Genomic DNA, 15,313 nt, shown 5'->3' with positions numbered 1-15,313 from the left:
CATGGCAGAGCAAGCATCCTTCATCGACCGACTCTCCGCACGTTTCGCTGGTGCGAAGGTCATCGTGGTCGAACCCCGCGGCGAAGTGACGCTGGAAGTGCCTGCCGCCGAGTGGCACGCCACCGCCCTGGCGCTGCGTGACGAGTTTGGTTTCGAGCAGGCCGTGGATCTGTGCGGCGTCGACTACCTCGGTTATGGCTCCGACGAATGGGACACCGCTGACGTGTCCTCGCAGGGTTTCAGCCGAGGCGTCGAAGGCAAGGCCCAGGGCCGCTTCGCGTGGGGCGAGTTCCCCACCGAGGAAAACGGTGCCGACGGTGCCCGCCCGCAGCACATGCCGACCCAGCGCTTTGCGGTGGTCGCGCAGCTGCGTTCCTACCGGCACAACCTGATGATGCACCTGCGCTGCTTCGCCCCTGACGAAGCACTGCCGGTGGTGTCCTCGCTGACCGGCATCTGGCCGGGCCTGAACTGGTTCGAGCGCGAGGCGTTCGACCTGTACGGCGTGATCTTCGAAGGCCACCCGGACCTGCGCCGGATCCTGACCGACTACGGTTTCGTCGGCCATCCGTTCCGCAAGGACTTCCCGCTGATCGGCAATGTCGAAGTCCGCTACGACGAAGAAAAGAAGCGCGTGATCTACGAACCGGTCACCTCGGTGGAGCCGCGCGTCGGCGTGCCGCGCGTGATCCGCGACGACGCCCGTCTGCAGACCGCAGAAGGTGAGCGCGCGCAGGAGGCAGTGAAGTGAGCCACGTACACCAGGCCGGCGAAGCATTCGCCAGCAACGCCGCCGAGAGCCGGCAGGAAATCCGCAACTACACCATGAACTTCGGCCCGCAGCATCCGGCCGCTCACGGTGTGCTGCGCCTGATCCTGGAAATGGACGGTGAAACCATCATGCGCGCCGATCCGCACGTGGGTCTGCTGCACCGTGGTACCGAGAAGCTGGCCGAGTCCAAGCCGTTCAACCAGTCGATCGGCTACATGGATCGCCTGGATTACGTGTCGATGATGTGCAACGAGCACGCGTACGTGCGCGCGATCGAGACCCTGATGGGTATCGAGGCGCCGGAGCGTGCCCAGTACATCCGCACCATGTACGATGAAATCACCCGCATCCTCAACCACCTGATGTGGCTGGGCTCCAACGCGCTCGACCTGGGCGCGATGGCGGTGATGCTGTACGCCTTCCGCGAACGCGAAGAGCTGATGGACTGCTACGAAGCGGTTTCCGGCGCGCGCATGCACGCGGCGTACTACCGTCCGGGCGGTGTCTACCGCGACCTGCCGGACCACATGCCGAAGTACAAGGAATCGCGCTGGCACAAGGGCAAGGCGCTGAAGCAGCTCAATGCTTCGCGCGAAGGCTCGCTGCTGGACTTCCTGGAGAACTTCACCGTCGAGTTCCCCAAGCGCATCGACGAATACGAAACCCTGCTGACCGACAACCGTATCTGGAAGCAGCGTACCGTCGGCATTGGCGTGGTCACTCCCGAACTGGCCCACCAGTGGGGCATGACCGGCGTGATGCTGCGCGGTTCGGGCATTGCCTGGGACCTGCGCAAGAAGCGTCCGTACGCCAAGTACGATGCCGTCGATTTCGACATCCCGCTGGGCAAGGAAGGCGACTGCTACGACCGCTATCTGGTCCGCGTTGCCGAAATGCGCGAATCCAACCGCATCATCAAGCAGTGCGTGGCGTGGCTGAAGGCCAACCCGGGCCCGGTGATGGTGAAGAACTTCAAGGTCGCTCCGCCCAGGCGCGAGGACATGAAGGACGACATGGAAGCGTTGATCCACCACTTCAAGCTGTTCAGCGAAGGCTACTGCGTGCCGGCCGGCGAGACCTACTCGGCGGTGGAAGCCCCGAAGGGTGAATTCGGCTGCTACCTGGTCTCCGATGGCGCCAACAAGCCGTTCCGCGTGCACCTGCGTGCGCCGGGCTTCGCCCACCTGTCCTCGATCGATTCGGTCGTGCGCGGCCACATGCTGGCTGACGTGGTGGCGATGATCGGCACCTACGACCTGGTGTTCGGCGAGGTTGACCGGTAATGCCGTCCGCCACGCCAACGCCCGCTGCAGGCAGCCGGCGCAAGCCGGCGCCGCAGTTTCTGGAATTTCACGTTATGCATTTCGCTGAGGTCGGCCGATGAAGGCGACAGGTAATTTCGAGGCGGCGCGCGACGTCGACCCGATGGTGGTGCTGAGCGACAAGACCCGCGCTCACATCGATCACTGGCTGTCCAAGTTCCCGCCGGACCGCAAGCGCTCTGCCGTGCTGCAGGGCCTGCATGCGGCCCAGGAGCAGAACCAGGGCTGGCTGACCGACGAACTGATCGCCGGCGTGGCCAAGTACCTGGACCTGCCGCCGGTGTGGGCCTACGAGGTCGCCAGCTTCTACTCGATGTTCGAGACCGAGAAGGTGGGCCGCAACAACGTGGCCATCTGCACCAACATCAGCTGCTGGCTCAATGGCGCCGAGGACATCGTGCGCCATTGCGAGAAGAAGCTGGGCATCAAGCACGGTGAATCGACCCCTGACGGCCGCGTCTATCTCAAGCGCGAGGAAGAGTGCCTGGCCGGCTGCGGTGGCGCGCCGATGATGGTCATCAACGGTCACTACCATGAGCGTCTGACCCTGGAAAAGGTCGACGAGCTGCTGGACGGGCTGGAGTAAGGGCATGGCACATCACCACGAATCCAAGGGTCCGGTCGGCCCCGCGCCGCTGCCGCACCAGGTGGTCTATACCACCCTGCATTACGACACCCCGTGGTCGTACGAAAGCTACCTGAAGACCGGTGGCTACGCTGCCCTGCGCAAGATCCTCGAAGAAAAGATCCCGCCGGAGCAGGTCATCGAGATGGTCAAGGCCTCGGGCCTGCGCGGCCGCGGTGGCGCAGGCTTCCCGACCGGCCTGAAGTGGTCGTTCATGCCCAAGGGCAACATGCAGAAGTACATCCTCTGCAACTCGGACGAATCCGAGCCGGGCACCTGCAAGGATCGCGACATCCTGCGCTACAACCCGCATTCGGTCGTGGAAGGCATGGCGATCGCCTGCTACGCCACCGGTTCGACCGTGGGCTACAACTACCTGCGCGGTGAATTCCACCACGAGCCGTTCGAGCACTTCGAGCAGGCCCTGGCCGACGCCTATGCGAACGGCTGGCTGGGCAAGAACATCCTCGGCAGCGGCGTGGACATCGACATCTACGGCGCGCTGGGCGCCGGCGCGTACATCTGCGGCGAAGAAACCGCGCTGATGGAATCGCTGGAAGGCAAGAAGGGCCAGCCGCGCTACAAGCCGCCGTTCCCGGCCAACTTCGGCCTGTACGGCAAGCCGTCGACGATCAACAACACCGAAACCTATGGTTCGGTACCGGCGATCATCCGCAACGGCCCGGAGTGGTTCAAGGGCCTGAGCCTGACCGCCAACGGCGGCCCGAAGTGCTTCTCGGTGTCCGGCTGCGTGCAGAACGGCGGCAACTTCGAAGTACCGCTGGGCACCACCTTCGACGACCTGCTGGAAATGGCCGGTGGCCTGCGTCCGGGCCGCAAGCTCAAGGGCGCGATCCCGGGCGGCGTGTCGATGCCGGTGCTGACCGCGGCCGAGCTGAAGGGCCTGCCGATGGACTACGACACCATCCGTGCGCTGGGCTCCGGCCTGGGCTCGGGTGCGATCGTCGTGCTCGACGACAGCGTCTGCTGCGTCAAGTTCGCCTGCCGCATCAGCCAGTTCTTCCACAAGGAATCCTGCGGCCAGTGCACCCCGTGCCGTGAAGGCACCGGCTGGATGCACCGCGTGCTGGAGCGCATCGTCGCCGGCAAGGCCACGATGGAAGACCTGCACCAGCTGAAGGCAGTGGCCGGGCAGATCGAAGGCCACACCATCTGTGCGTTCGGCGAAGCGGCTGCATGGCCCATCCAGGGCTTCCTGCGCCAGTTCTGGGACGAGTTCGAGTACTACATCGTCAACGGTCATTCGATGGTTGACGGCAAGAAGGTGGAGGCAGCCGCTGCATGAGCGCGCAACCCGTAAATCCGAGCGTCCCACCCGATCACGTCACCATCGAGATCGATGGCAAGTCGCTGGTCGTGCCCAAGGGCTCGATGATTATCCAGGCGGCCGACAAGGCCGGCATTCCGATTCCGCGCTTCTGCTATCACGAGAAGCTGCCGATCGCCGCCAACTGCCGCATGTGCCTGGTGGACGTGGAGAAGTCGCCGAAGCCGGCGCCGGCCTGTGCCACCCCGGTGATGGACGGCATGAAGGTCGCCACCCGCAGCGAGAAGGCGCTGAAGTTCCAGCGCTCGGTGATGGAGTTCCTGCTCATCAACCACCCGCTGGACTGCCCGATCTGTGATCAGGGCGGCGAGTGCGAGCTGCAGGACGTGTCGCTGGGCTATGGCCGTTCGGTCAGCCGCTTCAACGAGCGCAAGCGTGTGGTGCCTGACGAGGACATGGGTCCGCTGGTTGCCACCGAGATGACCCGCTGCATCCAGTGCACCCGCTGCGTCCGCTTCACCGCCGACGTTGCCGGTACCTACGAACTGGGTGGCATGTACCGCGGTGAGAACCTGCAGATCGGTACCTTCGACGGCAAGCCGCTGACCACCGAACTGTCCGGCAACGTCGTCGACGTCTGCCCGGTCGGCGCGCTGACCAACAAGGTGTTCCAGTTCCGCGCCCGCCCGTGGGAACTGACCGCGCGCGAGTCGCTGGGCTATCACGACGCGATGGGTTCGAACCTGTTCCTGCACGTGCGTCGCGGCGAAGTGCTGCGCACCGTGCCGCGCGACAACGAAGCCGTGAACGAGTGCTGGCTGTCCGACCGTGACCGCTACTCGCACCAGGGCCTGTACAGTGAAGACCGTGCGGTCAAGCCGCTGCGCAAGGTCAACGGCGAGTGGAAGGAAGTGAGCTGGGCCGAAGGCCTGGCCGCGGCCGCCGAAATCCTCAAGGCCAACCAGGGCGACAACCTGGGCGTGCTGGTGCACCCGTCGACCTCGAACGAGGAAGGTGCACTGCTGGCCCGCCTGGCCAAGGGCCTGGGCTCGGGCAACATCGACCACCGCATCAACAACCGCGATTTCTCCGACGCCGCAACCGCCGAAGTGTTCGGCCTGCCGCTGGCCGAGATCGAGGGCGCCGACCGCATCGTGGTCCTGGGCAGCAACATCCGCCACGAACTGCCGCTGCTGCACGCTCGCCTGCGCAAGGCGCAGACCACCAAGGGCGCGAAGATCCACGTGGTCAATCCGGTGGACTTCGACTTCGCCTTCAGTGTCGCCGGCAAGCAGATCGTTGCCCCGTCGAAGTTCGTCGATGCGCTGGCCAACGCCGAACTGCGTTCGGCAGTGCAGGGCGGCAACAACACCGTGCTGATCGTTGGTGGCATCGCCGAGAACCACCCGCAGGCTGCCGCGATCCGCGCTGCCGCGCGTGACTTCGCTGCCGCTACCGGTGCCAAGCTGTGCCGCATCCCGCAGGGCGCCAACGCCGTTGGCCTGACCCGCGCCGGCGTGCTGCCGGCTGGCAAGGACGTCGCCGCGATGCTGGCGCAGCCGCGCCAGGCCTACGTGGTGTACGGCCTTGAGCCGGGCCTGGACTTCGCCGACGCCCCGGCCGCCCGCAAGGCGCTGGCGGGTGCGAAGGTGGTGGCCTTCAGCCAGTTCGCCTGCGCCTCGACCCGCGACGTTGCCGACGTGATCCTGCCGATCGGTGCGCTGCCGGAAATCGACGCCACCCTGACCAACCTCGATGGTCGCGAGCAGTCGGCCCGTGCCGGCGGCAAGCTGCCGGGCGAGGCCCGCGAAGGCTGGCGCGTGCTGCGCGCACTGGGCGGCGACATGGCGCTGGCCGGTTTCGACTTCACCGACCTGGCCGGCCTGCGTGCCAGCCTGGCCCCGGTGTCGGTCACCGTCGCTGCTTCGGCGCAGCCGGCAGTTGCCGGTGAAGGCCTGGAAGTGGCTTCGACTGCCGCGATCTACCGCACCGATGCGGTGGTCCGTCGCGCGCCGGCACTGCAGTCGCATCCGCTCAACAACGCCCCGCGCATCGTGCTGAACGCAGAAGATGCCGCTCGCCTGCAGCTGCAGGAAGGGCAGATGGCCAAGGTCGGCACCGACGCCGGCAAGGCCACCCTGCCGGTGGTGGTCGACGCCCGCGTCGCTGCGGGTTCGGTCTGGATTGAATCGGGCCACGGCGCGACCGCGCCGCTGGGCGCCGCACGCGTATCGGTGGTGGCTGCATGAACGAATTGCTGTTGAACGCGGTCGACCCGCTGCACCAGTGGCTGCTCGGCCTCGGTGACATCGGCGCGCTGATCTGGATCATCCTGAAGATCCTGGTGATCGCCGTTCCGGTGATCATCTCGGTGGCCTTCTACGTGGTCTGGGAACGCAAGCTGATCGGCTGGATGCACGTCCGCCACGGCCCGATGTACGTGGGCATGGGCATCTTCCAGGCCTTCGCCGACGTCTTCAAGCTGCTGTTCAAGGAAGTGGTCCAGCCGAGCAGCGCCAACAAGGCGATCTACCTGCTGGCGCCGCTGATCACCCTGGCGCCGGCCTTCGCGGCCTGGTCGGTGGTGCCCTTCGATTCGCAGATCGTGCTGTCCAACGCCAACGCCGGCCTGCTGTATCTGCTGGCGATGACCTCGCTGGGCATCTACGGCATCATCCTGGCCGGTTGGGCGTCCAACTCGAAGTACGCGTTCCTGGGCGCCATGCGCGCCTCGGCGCAGATGATCAGCTACGAAATCGCCATGGGCTTCGCCCTGGTCGGAGTGATGATCGCCTCGGGCAGCCTGAACCTGAGCAACATCGTCGCTGCGCAGGCCGGCAGCTCCGGTTTCTTCGACTGGTTCCTGCTGCCGCTGTTCCCGCTGTTCGTCATCTACTGGGTGTCGGGCGTGGCTGAAACCAACCGTGCGCCGTTCGACGTGGTGGAAGGCGAGTCGGAAATCGTTGCCGGCCACATGGTCGAGTACTCCGGCGGCGCCTTCGCCCTGTTCTTCCTGGCCGAATACGCAAACATGATCCTGATCAGCTTCCTGATCTCGATCTTCTTCCTCGGCGGCTGGCTGAGCCCGGTCCAGGGCTGGGTCGACTTCGGCAATGTCTCGCCGCTGGTCGACTGGATCTGGAAGGGCGGTGCACCGTGGTTGTTCGTCAAGGTGTTCTTCTTCGCCAGTGCCTACATCTGGTTCCGTGCCAGCTTCCCGCGCTTCCGCTATGACCAGATCATGCGCCTGGGCTGGAAGGTCTTCATCCCGCTGGCCATTCTGTGGATCGCGGTTACCGCCGTCATGGTGTTCTTCGGCGTGATTCAAAAGGGCGTCTAAGTGATGAACAGGATTACCCATTACTTCAAGAGCCTGCTGCTGCTCGAACTGCTGGCCGGCCTCTGGCTGACGCTGAAGTACAGCTTCAAGCCGAAGTACACGATGATGTACCCGATGGAGAAGTTCCCGCAGTCGCCGCGCTTCCGTGGCCTGCACGCCCTGCGCCGTTATCCCAACGGCGAAGAGCGCTGCATTGCCTGCAAGCTGTGTGAAGCGGTGTGCCCGGCGCTGGCCATCACCATCGACTCGGCCAAGCGCGAGGACGGCACCCGCCGCACCACCCGCTACGACATCGACCTGTTCAAGTGCATCTTCTGCGGCTTCTGCGAAGAAAGCTGCCCGGTGGACTCGATCGTCGAAACCCACATCCTCGAGTACCACTTCGAGAACCGTGGCGAAAACATCGTTACCAAGCCGCAGCTGCTGGCCCTTGGCGACCGTCTCGAGTCCGAGATCGCCGAGCGTCGTGCCGCCGATGCCGCTTACCGCTGAGGTCGAGAGATGGATTGGGTAAATATCGCTTTCTGGGTGTTCGCCATCGCGGCAACGGTTTCGGCCGGTGCGGTGATCAGCGTGCGCAACCCGGTTCACGCCGTGCTCTGCCTGGTGCTGACCTTCTTCTCCATTGCCTGCGTGTGGCTGCTGGTGGGGGCCGAGTTCCTCGGCGTGGCCCTGGTGCTGGTCTACGTAGGCGCGGTGATGGTGCTGTTCCTGTTCGTGGTGATGATGCTGGACATCGACCCCACCAAGCTGCGTGAGGGCTGGGTGCGCTACCTGCCGGTCGGCCTCATCGTCGCGGTGGCGATGCTGGCGCAGATGCTGATCCTGATCGGCGTCAAGGCACGCTCGGTCACGCCGTTCCCGGCCGACAACGCCGCTGCGGTCGCCGCCGACAGTTCCAACATCACCTGGCTGGCACGCACGCTGTTCACCGAGTACCTGCTGCCGTTCGAGTTCGCCGCCGTCATCCTGACCGTGGCCGTGGTTGCCGCCGTCATGCTGACCCTGCGCCGTCGTACCGGCGTCAAGAGCCAGAACCCGGGCGAGCAGACCATGGTCAAGGCCGGCCAGCGCCTGCGCATGGTCAAGATGGGTGCCGAAGCACCGGTCGTGCACAGCAACAGCAAGCCGGCCACCGGCGAGGAGACCCAGCCGTGATTACCCTTGGCCACATCCTTGCGCTTGGCGCGGTGCTGTTCGCCATCAGCCTGGCCGGCATCTTCCTCAACCGGAAGAACGTCATCGTCCTGCTGATGTCGATCGAACTGATGCTGCTGTCGGTGAACATCAACTTCGTCGGCTTCTCGCGCCAGCTGGGCGACCCGTCCGGCCAGCTGTTCGTGTTCTTCATCCTGACCGTCGCCGCCGCGGAAGCCGCCATCGGCCTGGCGATCCTGGTGACCCTGTTCCGTACCCGCCGCACGATCAATGTCGGCGAAGTCGATTCGTTGAAGGGCTGATCCACAGATGGAAATCACTCTCTCCAAGAGTCTGTTGATCGCAGTGGTGCTTGCGCCGCTGTTCGGCAGCATCATCGCCGGCCTGTTCGGTCGCCAGGTCAAGCGCTTCGGCGCGCAGACCATCACCATCCTTGGCGTCGCGGTGGCCTGCGGCCTGTCGATGTACACGCTCTACCAGCTGCTGTGGGGCGGCGCACAGCCGTTCAACCAGAACATCTACACGTTCTTCGAAGTCGGCCAGTACTCGGCCCACGTCGGCTTCATGGTCGACAAGCTGACCGCGATGATGATGGTGGTGGTGACCTTCGTGTCGCTGCTGGTCCACATCTACACGATCGGCTACATGCAGGACGATCCGGGCTACCAGCGGTTCTTCAGCTACATCTCGCTGTTCACCTTCTCGATGCTCACCCTGGTGATGAGCAACAACTTCCTGCAACTGTTCTTCGGCTGGGAAGCGGTGGGCCTGGTGTCGTACCTGCTGATCGGCTTCTGGTTCAAGCGCCCGACCGCGATCTTCGCCAACATGAAGGCGTTCCTGGTCAACCGCGTCGGTGACTTCGGCTTCCTGCTCGGCATCGCCGGCGTGCTGTGGGTGTTCGGCACCCTGGACTACTCGCAGGTGTTCTCGCAGGCCGGCATGCTGGCTGATCCGCGCGCCCAGCTGCAGATCTGGGACGGCACGATCCTGGGCATGCAGCTGCTCAACGAGCCGGTGATCTGGTCGATCGCTACCGTCATCTGCATCTGCCTGTTCATTGGTGCCATGGGCAAGTCGGCCCAGGTCCCGCTGCACGTGTGGCTGCCCGACTCGATGGAAGGCCCGACCCCGATCTCGGCACTGATCCACGCCGCGACGATGGTGACCGCCGGTATCTTCATGGTCACCCGCATGTCGCCGCTGTTCGAGCTGTCGCAGACCGCGCTGAACTTCGTGCTGTTCATCGGTGCCACCACCGCGTTCTTCACCGGCCTGATCGGTATCGTGCAGAACGACATCAAGCGCGTCGTCGCGTACTCCACGCTGTCGCAGCTGGGCTACATGACGGTTGCACTGGGCGTGTCGGCCTACTCGGCAGCCGTGTTCCACCTGATGACCCACGCCTTCTTCAAGGCGCTGCTGTTCCTGGGTGCCGGCTCGGTCATCATTGCCATGCACCACGAGCAGGACATGCGCAAGATGGGTGGCCTGCGCAAGTACATGCCGATCACCTTCATCACCATGTGGATCGGTACGCTGGCACTGGTGGGTACGCCGTTCTTCTCCGGCTTCTACTCGAAGGACACCATCATCGAGGCCGCCGAGCTGCACGCGCACCTGTCCGACAACTGGGTGGCCACCTACGGCTACTGGGCAGTGCTGGGTGGCGTGATCGTCACCAGCTTCTACAGCTTCCGCCTGCTGTTCCTGACCTTCCACGGCAAGGAGCGTTTCCGCGACGTGCATCATGACGATCATGGTCACGCCCATGACGCTCACCACGCCGCCGACGCCCACCACGGCGATGCGCATCACGATGACCACGGCCATGGCCACGGTCCGCATGAGCCGCACGAAACCCCGTGGGTGGTGACCTTGCCGCTGATCCTGCTGGCCATCCCGTCGATCGCCATCGGTTTCTTCAGCATCGGTCCGATGCTGTACGGCACCGACTGGGCCGGCCATCATGCCCACGATGCCATCAAGGGCCAGGCGCATACGTTCTTCACCGGAATCGTCGACTTCTACGATCCGGCCAAGAACACCATCGGCTTCCTGGGTGAGGAGTTCCACGGCCCGGTCGCCTTCGCGCTGCACGGCATGATGGCTCCGGCGTTCATGCTGACCGTTGCGGGCTTCCTGCTGGCCGCACTGTTCTACCTGTGGAAGCCGGACCTGTCGGGCAAGGCGCGCAAGACGTTCGCTCCGCTGGTGTCGGTGCTGGAAAACAAGTACGGCTTCGACAAGCTGTGGATCGATGGCTTTGCCGGTGGCAGCGTCAAGCTGGGCAAGGTCTCGCGCTGGATCGACAGCAACATCGTCGACGGCGTGGTCAATCTCTCGGCACGTGTTGTGGACGTTGCAGCCGGCGTGCTGCGTCGTACCCAATCCGGTTTCCTCTATCACTACGCCTTCGCGATGATCATCGGCCTGATTGCCCTGCTGGGCGTGCTGATGCATTACCTGCGTTGATGACCTGTACGGAATAAGAAGACGTGTCGAACTGGCCTCTACTCAGTGTCCTCATCTGGCTGCCGATCATCGGTGGCGCCCTGATCCTTGCGATCCGTGATGCGCAGACCGCCCGCTGGGCGTCGCTGGGCGTAGCGGTGCTGACGTTCGTGGCGAGCCTCTCGCTGCTGAGCGGCTACAACGCGGGCATCGACGGTCTGCAGTTCGTCGAGACCCATGCCTGGATCCCGGCGTACAAGATCGGCTACAACCTGGGCGTGGACGGCATTGCCGTGGCGCTGATCCTGCTGACCACCCTGGTCAGCGTGCTTGCCCTGATCGGCGCCTGGAGCGCCATCGACAAGCGCGTGAACCAGTACGTGGCGGCCTTCCTGATCCTGGAAGGCGTCACGGTCGGTATCTTCGCGGCGACGGACGCGATGCTGTTCTACGTGTTCTTCGAGGCGATGCTGATCCCGATGTTCCTGATCATCGGTGTCTGGGGCGGCCCGCGTCGCATCTACGCTGCGCTGAAGTTCTTCCTGTACACCTTCCTCGGCTCGGTGCTGATGCTGGTGGCACTGATCTACCTGTACATGAAGGGCGGCAGCTTCCAGCTGGCCGACCTGTATGCACTGCCACTGTCGGCCAAGGAACAGACCTGGATCTTCTTCGCGTTCCTGATCGCCTTCGCGGTCAAGGTGCCGATGTTCCCGGTCCATACCTGGCTGCCGGACGCCCACGTGGAAGCGCCGACCGCCGGTTCGGTGATCCTGGCCGCCATCGCCCTGAAGATCGGTGGCTATGGCTTCCTGCGCTTCAACCTGCCGATCGTCCCGGACGCGTCGCAGGAATGGGCCTGGCTGGTGATTGCGCTGTCGTTGATCGCAGTGATCTACGTTGGCCTGGTCGCCCTGGTGCAGGACGACATGAAGAAGCTGATCGCCTATTCGTCGATCGCGCACATGGGCTTCGTCACCCTGGGCACCTTCATTGCCCTGTGGCTGGTCCGTGAAGCCGGCAACGCCGATGCCGCCCGCCTGGGCCTGCAGGGCGCCATGGTGCAGATGATCTCGCACGGCTTCGTCTCCGGCGCGATGTTCTCCTGTGTCGGCGTGCTGTACGACCGCATGCACAGCCGCCGCATCGCCGATTACGGCGGCGTGGTCAACGTGATGCCGTGGTTCGCCACCTTCGCCATGCTGTTCTTCATGGCCAACGCGGGCCTGCCCGGTACCAGCGGTTTCGTTGGCGAGTTCATGGTCATCCTGTCGGCCTTCCAGCGCAATCCGTGGATCGCGCTGGGCGCGGCCACCACCCTGATCATCGGCGCCGCCTACACCCTGTGGCTGTACAAGCGCATCTTCTTCGGTGAAGTGGCCAACAGCCATGTTGCCGAACTGAAGGACATCAACGGCCGCGAATGGCTGGTGCTGGGCGTGTTCGCCATCGGCGTGCTGGCCCTGGGCATCTATCCCAAGCCGCTGACCGACCTGATGGAGCCCTCGATCGCGAAGCTGGCGATGCAGATCGCATCCAGCAAGCTGCTGTAATTCCAGGATTTGATGATGACCACCTCGCCGCTGCTGCCATTGACCGCCGCTGACCTGCCACCGCTCGCTCCCGAGCTGGTGCTGATCGGCAGCGCCTTCGCCCTGATGATCCTCGACCTGTTCGTCAGCAACCGGAACAAGATCGTCACCCACCTGTTCTCGCTCGCTGCGCTGGCCGTGGTGCTGTTCATGCTGGTCACCGGCGTGGGCGGGCAGGGCGAGGTCTTCCATGGCATGTTCGTGCGCGATACCGCCGCGGACGTGATGAAGACCGGGATCGTGCTGCTCAGCGGCCTGACCCTGGTCTACGGCTGGCGTTACCTGCGTGACCGCAACCTGTTCCAGGGCGAGATCCCGGTGCTGATCCTGTTCGGCACCGCCGGCATGATGATCCTGGTGTCGGCCGGCAGCCTGCTGATGGTCTACCTGGGCCTGGAACTGCTGGCGCTGTGCTCCTACGCCCTGGTCGCCAGCAACCGCGAAAACGGCCTGGCCTCGGAAGCGGCGATGAAGTACATCGTGCTCGGCTCGCTGGCCTCTGGCCTGCTGCTGTACGGCATGTCGCTGATCTACGGCGCTACCGGCAGCCTGCACCTGGACGTCATCCGTGACGCCATCCCGCACTCGGAAGAGCGCGTGCTGCTGATCACCGGTGCGGTGTTCATGATCGCCGGCGTCGCCTTCAAGCTGGGTGCCGCACCGTTCCACATGTGGCTGCCGGACGTGTACCAGGGTGCCCCGGCACCGATCGCACTGTTCATCAGCTCGGCGCCGAAGCTGGCCGCCTTCGGCATGGCCTACCGCCTGCTGGAAATGGGCGTGGGTCCGCTGTCGACCGAACTGCAGCTGCTGATCGCCGGCCTGGCCGCAGTCTCGCTGGTCATCGGCAACCTGATGGCCATCGCGCAGAGCAATCTCAAGCGCATGCTGGCGTTCTCCACCGTCTCGCACATCGGCTTCCTGCTGATGGGCATCGCCGGTGGTGGCGCACAGGGCTATGCCGCTGCGCTGTTCTACGCACTGGCCTACGCCATCATGTCGACCGCCGCCTTCGGCGCGATCATCGCGCTGTCGCGTGCCGGCTTTGAAGCCGAGAACATCGAGGACTTCAAGGGCCTCAATGCCCGCAACCCGTGGATGGCCGGCCTGGTGCTGTGCATCATGGCGTCGCTGGCCGGCATCCCGCCGTTCCTGGGCTTCTGGACCAAGCTGGCGGTGCTGGGCGCGGCCGTCAACGGCGGCCTGCTGTGGCTGGCCATCCTGGGCGTGCTGTGCGCCGTGGTCGGCTGCTTCTACTACCTGCGCGTCATCAAGGTCATGTACTTCGATGAGCCGGTGGGCGAGGCCATGCCGCGCAACAACGACCGCGTGCTGGGTGTGGTGCTGGGTGTCAATGCCCTGGCGCTGCTGGCCTTGGGCCTGGCCTGGAACCCGATCATGGTCTGGTGCCAGCAGGCATTTGCGCATCTTGCATAAAAGTTGACACAAAGCTGCGCGATTCGTGTAATATGCGCAGCCTGAGTTGTCACTGCAGCGGTTCAGCCAGAACATCGTTGCGGTAGCCCCCCCTCGAAAGAGCAGGGCAGCAGTTCAAACACTTCCGGTGCGGGGTGGAGCAGTCTGGCAGCTCGTCGGGCTCATAACCCGAAGGTCGCAGGTTCAAATCCTGCCCCCGCTACCAACTTCGGATCGGCGCCAACCGATTTGATGAATGAGGGGAGGCTTGCAGTTTTTGGAGCAACCGCTCATAATTCCGCTTCTGATGCGGGGTGGAGCAGTCTGGCAGCTCGTCGGGCTCATAACCCGAAGGTCGCAGGTTCAAATCCTGCCCCCGCTACCAAGTAAAGAGATCGCCTTCGAAGTGCTGCTTCGAGGGCGTTTTTCTTTGGGGTCTGCGTCGTTTCTGCGTGATCGGGGTCAGATCCCTTTTCCCGTGGAAAAGGGGTCTGACCCCGGGTCCGCACCTTGCACCAGCGCGGTGCAGCCGCTATCATCAGCGGCCTAGCAGTACCCCTGAAGGCGGCCTCCCAGCGGGAGTCCGGACCCGGAAGGAGGGCCGCAACCGGCAGGCAATGCAGGTTGCAACCGGAATCCAGTCACCGGAGTCTTTCCGGAAAAGGGGCCCAACGGGCCCTTTGTCGTTTCCGGGGCGTCATGTTTCCACGCCGGCCAAGGCCGGCACCCAACCATAGAGATCAAGGCAGGCTGTGAGCGACAAGGCAACCGACATCGCGAATCTGCTCGCCCCGACCGTTGTGTCGCTGGGCCTGGAGCTGCTGGGCGTTGAGTATCTGCCGGCCCCCGGCGGTGCGACCCTGCGCCTTTACATCGACGTGCCGCTGGCTGAACAGCCCGAGCGCATCATCAATGTCGACGACTGCGAGCGGGTCAGCCGCGAAGTCTCGGCGCAGCTGGACGTCGAAGACCCGATCAGCGGCAACTACACGCTGGAAGTGTCCTCGCCGGGCGTGGACCGCCCGCTGTTCAACCTGGAGCAGTTCGGCCGCCACCAGGGTGAATCGGCCAAGGTCACGCTGAAGTTGCCGCAGGACAACCGTCGTCGCCTGCAGGGCCGCATCGAAGCGATCGACGAGGCCGCGGGCACCATCACCTTCATCGTCGACAAGGCTGAAGTGGTCGTGTCGGCCGACAACATCGACAAGGCACGGATCATGCCCGACTGGGTGGCGCTGGGGCTGGCCCGAGCAAGCCGACCGGTCCGGCGCCGAAGCGTCCGAAGCCGAACACGAATTCTTCTTCCAACGAGCCGGCGGCAAAGAAGCCGCGCGCGGAGTGAGCCA

General features: G+C 64.3%; 12 protein-coding genes, 2 tRNA genes and 1 pseudogene. All 15 read left to right on the top strand.

The genetic code is table 11. The features are described from left to right. The first annotated feature begins 1 nt into the window (after nt 1). Nucleotides 2–751, top strand: coding sequence for an NADH-quinone oxidoreductase subunit C (locus tag DL544_RS14670; RefSeq protein WP_099551935.1), 750 nt, complete (start codon nt 2–4; stop codon nt 749–751). Further along, nucleotides 748–2,055: an NADH-quinone oxidoreductase subunit D gene (locus DL544_RS14665; RefSeq protein WP_005417935.1), complete on the top strand. Its 1,308-nt coding sequence runs from the start codon at nt 748–750 to the stop codon at nt 2,053–2,055. The genes DL544_RS14670 and DL544_RS14665 overlap by 4 nt, the downstream gene beginning before the upstream one ends. 97 nt (nt 2,056–2,152) lie before the next feature. Next, nucleotides 2,153–2,680, top strand: a complete 528-nt coding sequence (nuoE, locus tag DL544_RS14660) for an NADH-quinone oxidoreductase subunit NuoE (protein WP_005410460.1) — start codon at nt 2,153–2,155, stop codon at nt 2,678–2,680. 4 nt (nt 2,681–2,684) lie between these two features. Continuing rightward, nucleotides 2,685–4,025 (top strand): NADH-quinone oxidoreductase subunit NuoF, encoded by a 1,341-nt coding sequence (gene nuoF, locus DL544_RS14655; RefSeq protein WP_005417934.1) that lies wholly within the window; start codon nt 2,685–2,687, stop codon nt 4,023–4,025. Then, nucleotides 4,022–6,256 carry an NADH-quinone oxidoreductase subunit NuoG gene (nuoG, locus tag DL544_RS14650; RefSeq protein ID WP_139727417.1) on the top strand — a complete coding sequence of 745 codons (2,235 nt, stop codon included), beginning with the start codon at nt 4,022–4,024 and terminating at the stop codon, nt 6,254–6,256. The genes nuoF and nuoG overlap by 4 nt, the downstream gene beginning before the upstream one ends. Then, nucleotides 6,253–7,347, top strand: a complete 1,095-nt coding sequence (gene nuoH, locus DL544_RS14645) for an NADH-quinone oxidoreductase subunit NuoH (RefSeq protein ID WP_065186670.1) — start codon at nt 6,253–6,255, stop codon at nt 7,345–7,347. The genes nuoG and nuoH overlap by 4 nt, the downstream gene beginning before the upstream one ends. Nucleotides 7,348–7,350: 3 nt before the next feature. Continuing rightward, nucleotides 7,351–7,839: an NADH-quinone oxidoreductase subunit NuoI gene (gene nuoI / locus DL544_RS14640; protein ID WP_005417924.1), complete on the top strand. Its 489-nt coding sequence runs from the start codon at nt 7,351–7,353 to the stop codon at nt 7,837–7,839. Nucleotides 7,840–7,848: 9 nt separating this feature from the next. Next, nucleotides 7,849–8,505 (top strand): NADH-quinone oxidoreductase subunit J, encoded by a 657-nt coding sequence (locus DL544_RS14635; RefSeq protein ID WP_005417923.1) that lies wholly within the window; start codon nt 7,849–7,851, stop codon nt 8,503–8,505. Then, complete coding sequence (nuoK, locus tag DL544_RS14630) at nt 8,502–8,807, top strand: NADH-quinone oxidoreductase subunit NuoK (RefSeq protein WP_005417921.1); 306 nt, start codon at nt 8,502–8,504, stop codon at nt 8,805–8,807. Before DL544_RS14635 ends, nuoK begins: the two co-directional genes overlap by 4 nt. Nucleotides 8,808–8,814: 7 nt before the next feature. Beyond that, a complete protein-coding gene (gene nuoL, locus DL544_RS14625) occupies nt 8,815–10,980 on the top strand; it encodes an NADH-quinone oxidoreductase subunit L (protein ID WP_065186671.1) in 2,166 nt (721 codons plus the stop codon). A 23-nt stretch (nt 10,981–11,003) separates the two neighbouring features. Beyond that, nucleotides 11,004–12,512: an NADH-quinone oxidoreductase subunit M gene (locus DL544_RS14620; protein WP_005410452.1), complete on the top strand. Its 1,509-nt coding sequence runs from the start codon at nt 11,004–11,006 to the stop codon at nt 12,510–12,512. 15 nt (nt 12,513–12,527) lie between these two features. Beyond that, complete coding sequence (nuoN, locus tag DL544_RS14615; RefSeq protein ID WP_065179770.1) at nt 12,528–13,988, top strand: NADH-quinone oxidoreductase subunit NuoN; 1,461 nt, start codon at nt 12,528–12,530, stop codon at nt 13,986–13,988. Between the two features lie 128 nt (nt 13,989–14,116). Continuing rightward, nucleotides 14,117–14,193, top strand: a tRNA-Met gene (locus tag DL544_RS14610). An 82-nt stretch (nt 14,194–14,275) separates the two neighbouring features. Further along, nucleotides 14,276–14,352: transfer RNA gene (locus tag DL544_RS14605), tRNA-Met, on the top strand. A gap of 367 nt (nt 14,353–14,719) precedes the next feature. Further along, nucleotides 14,720–15,163 (top strand): annotated as a pseudogene (rimP, locus tag DL544_RS14600) (ribosome maturation factor RimP); the annotation flags it as partial. Nucleotides 15,164–15,313 lie beyond the last annotated feature (150 nt).

It is taken from the genome of Stenotrophomonas sp. pho (assembly GCF_006228405.1).
GTDB classification, from domain to species: domain Bacteria; phylum Pseudomonadota; class Gammaproteobacteria; order Xanthomonadales; family Xanthomonadaceae; genus Stenotrophomonas; species Stenotrophomonas sepilia.
This window is presented reverse-complemented; position numbering and strand designations above follow the sequence as displayed.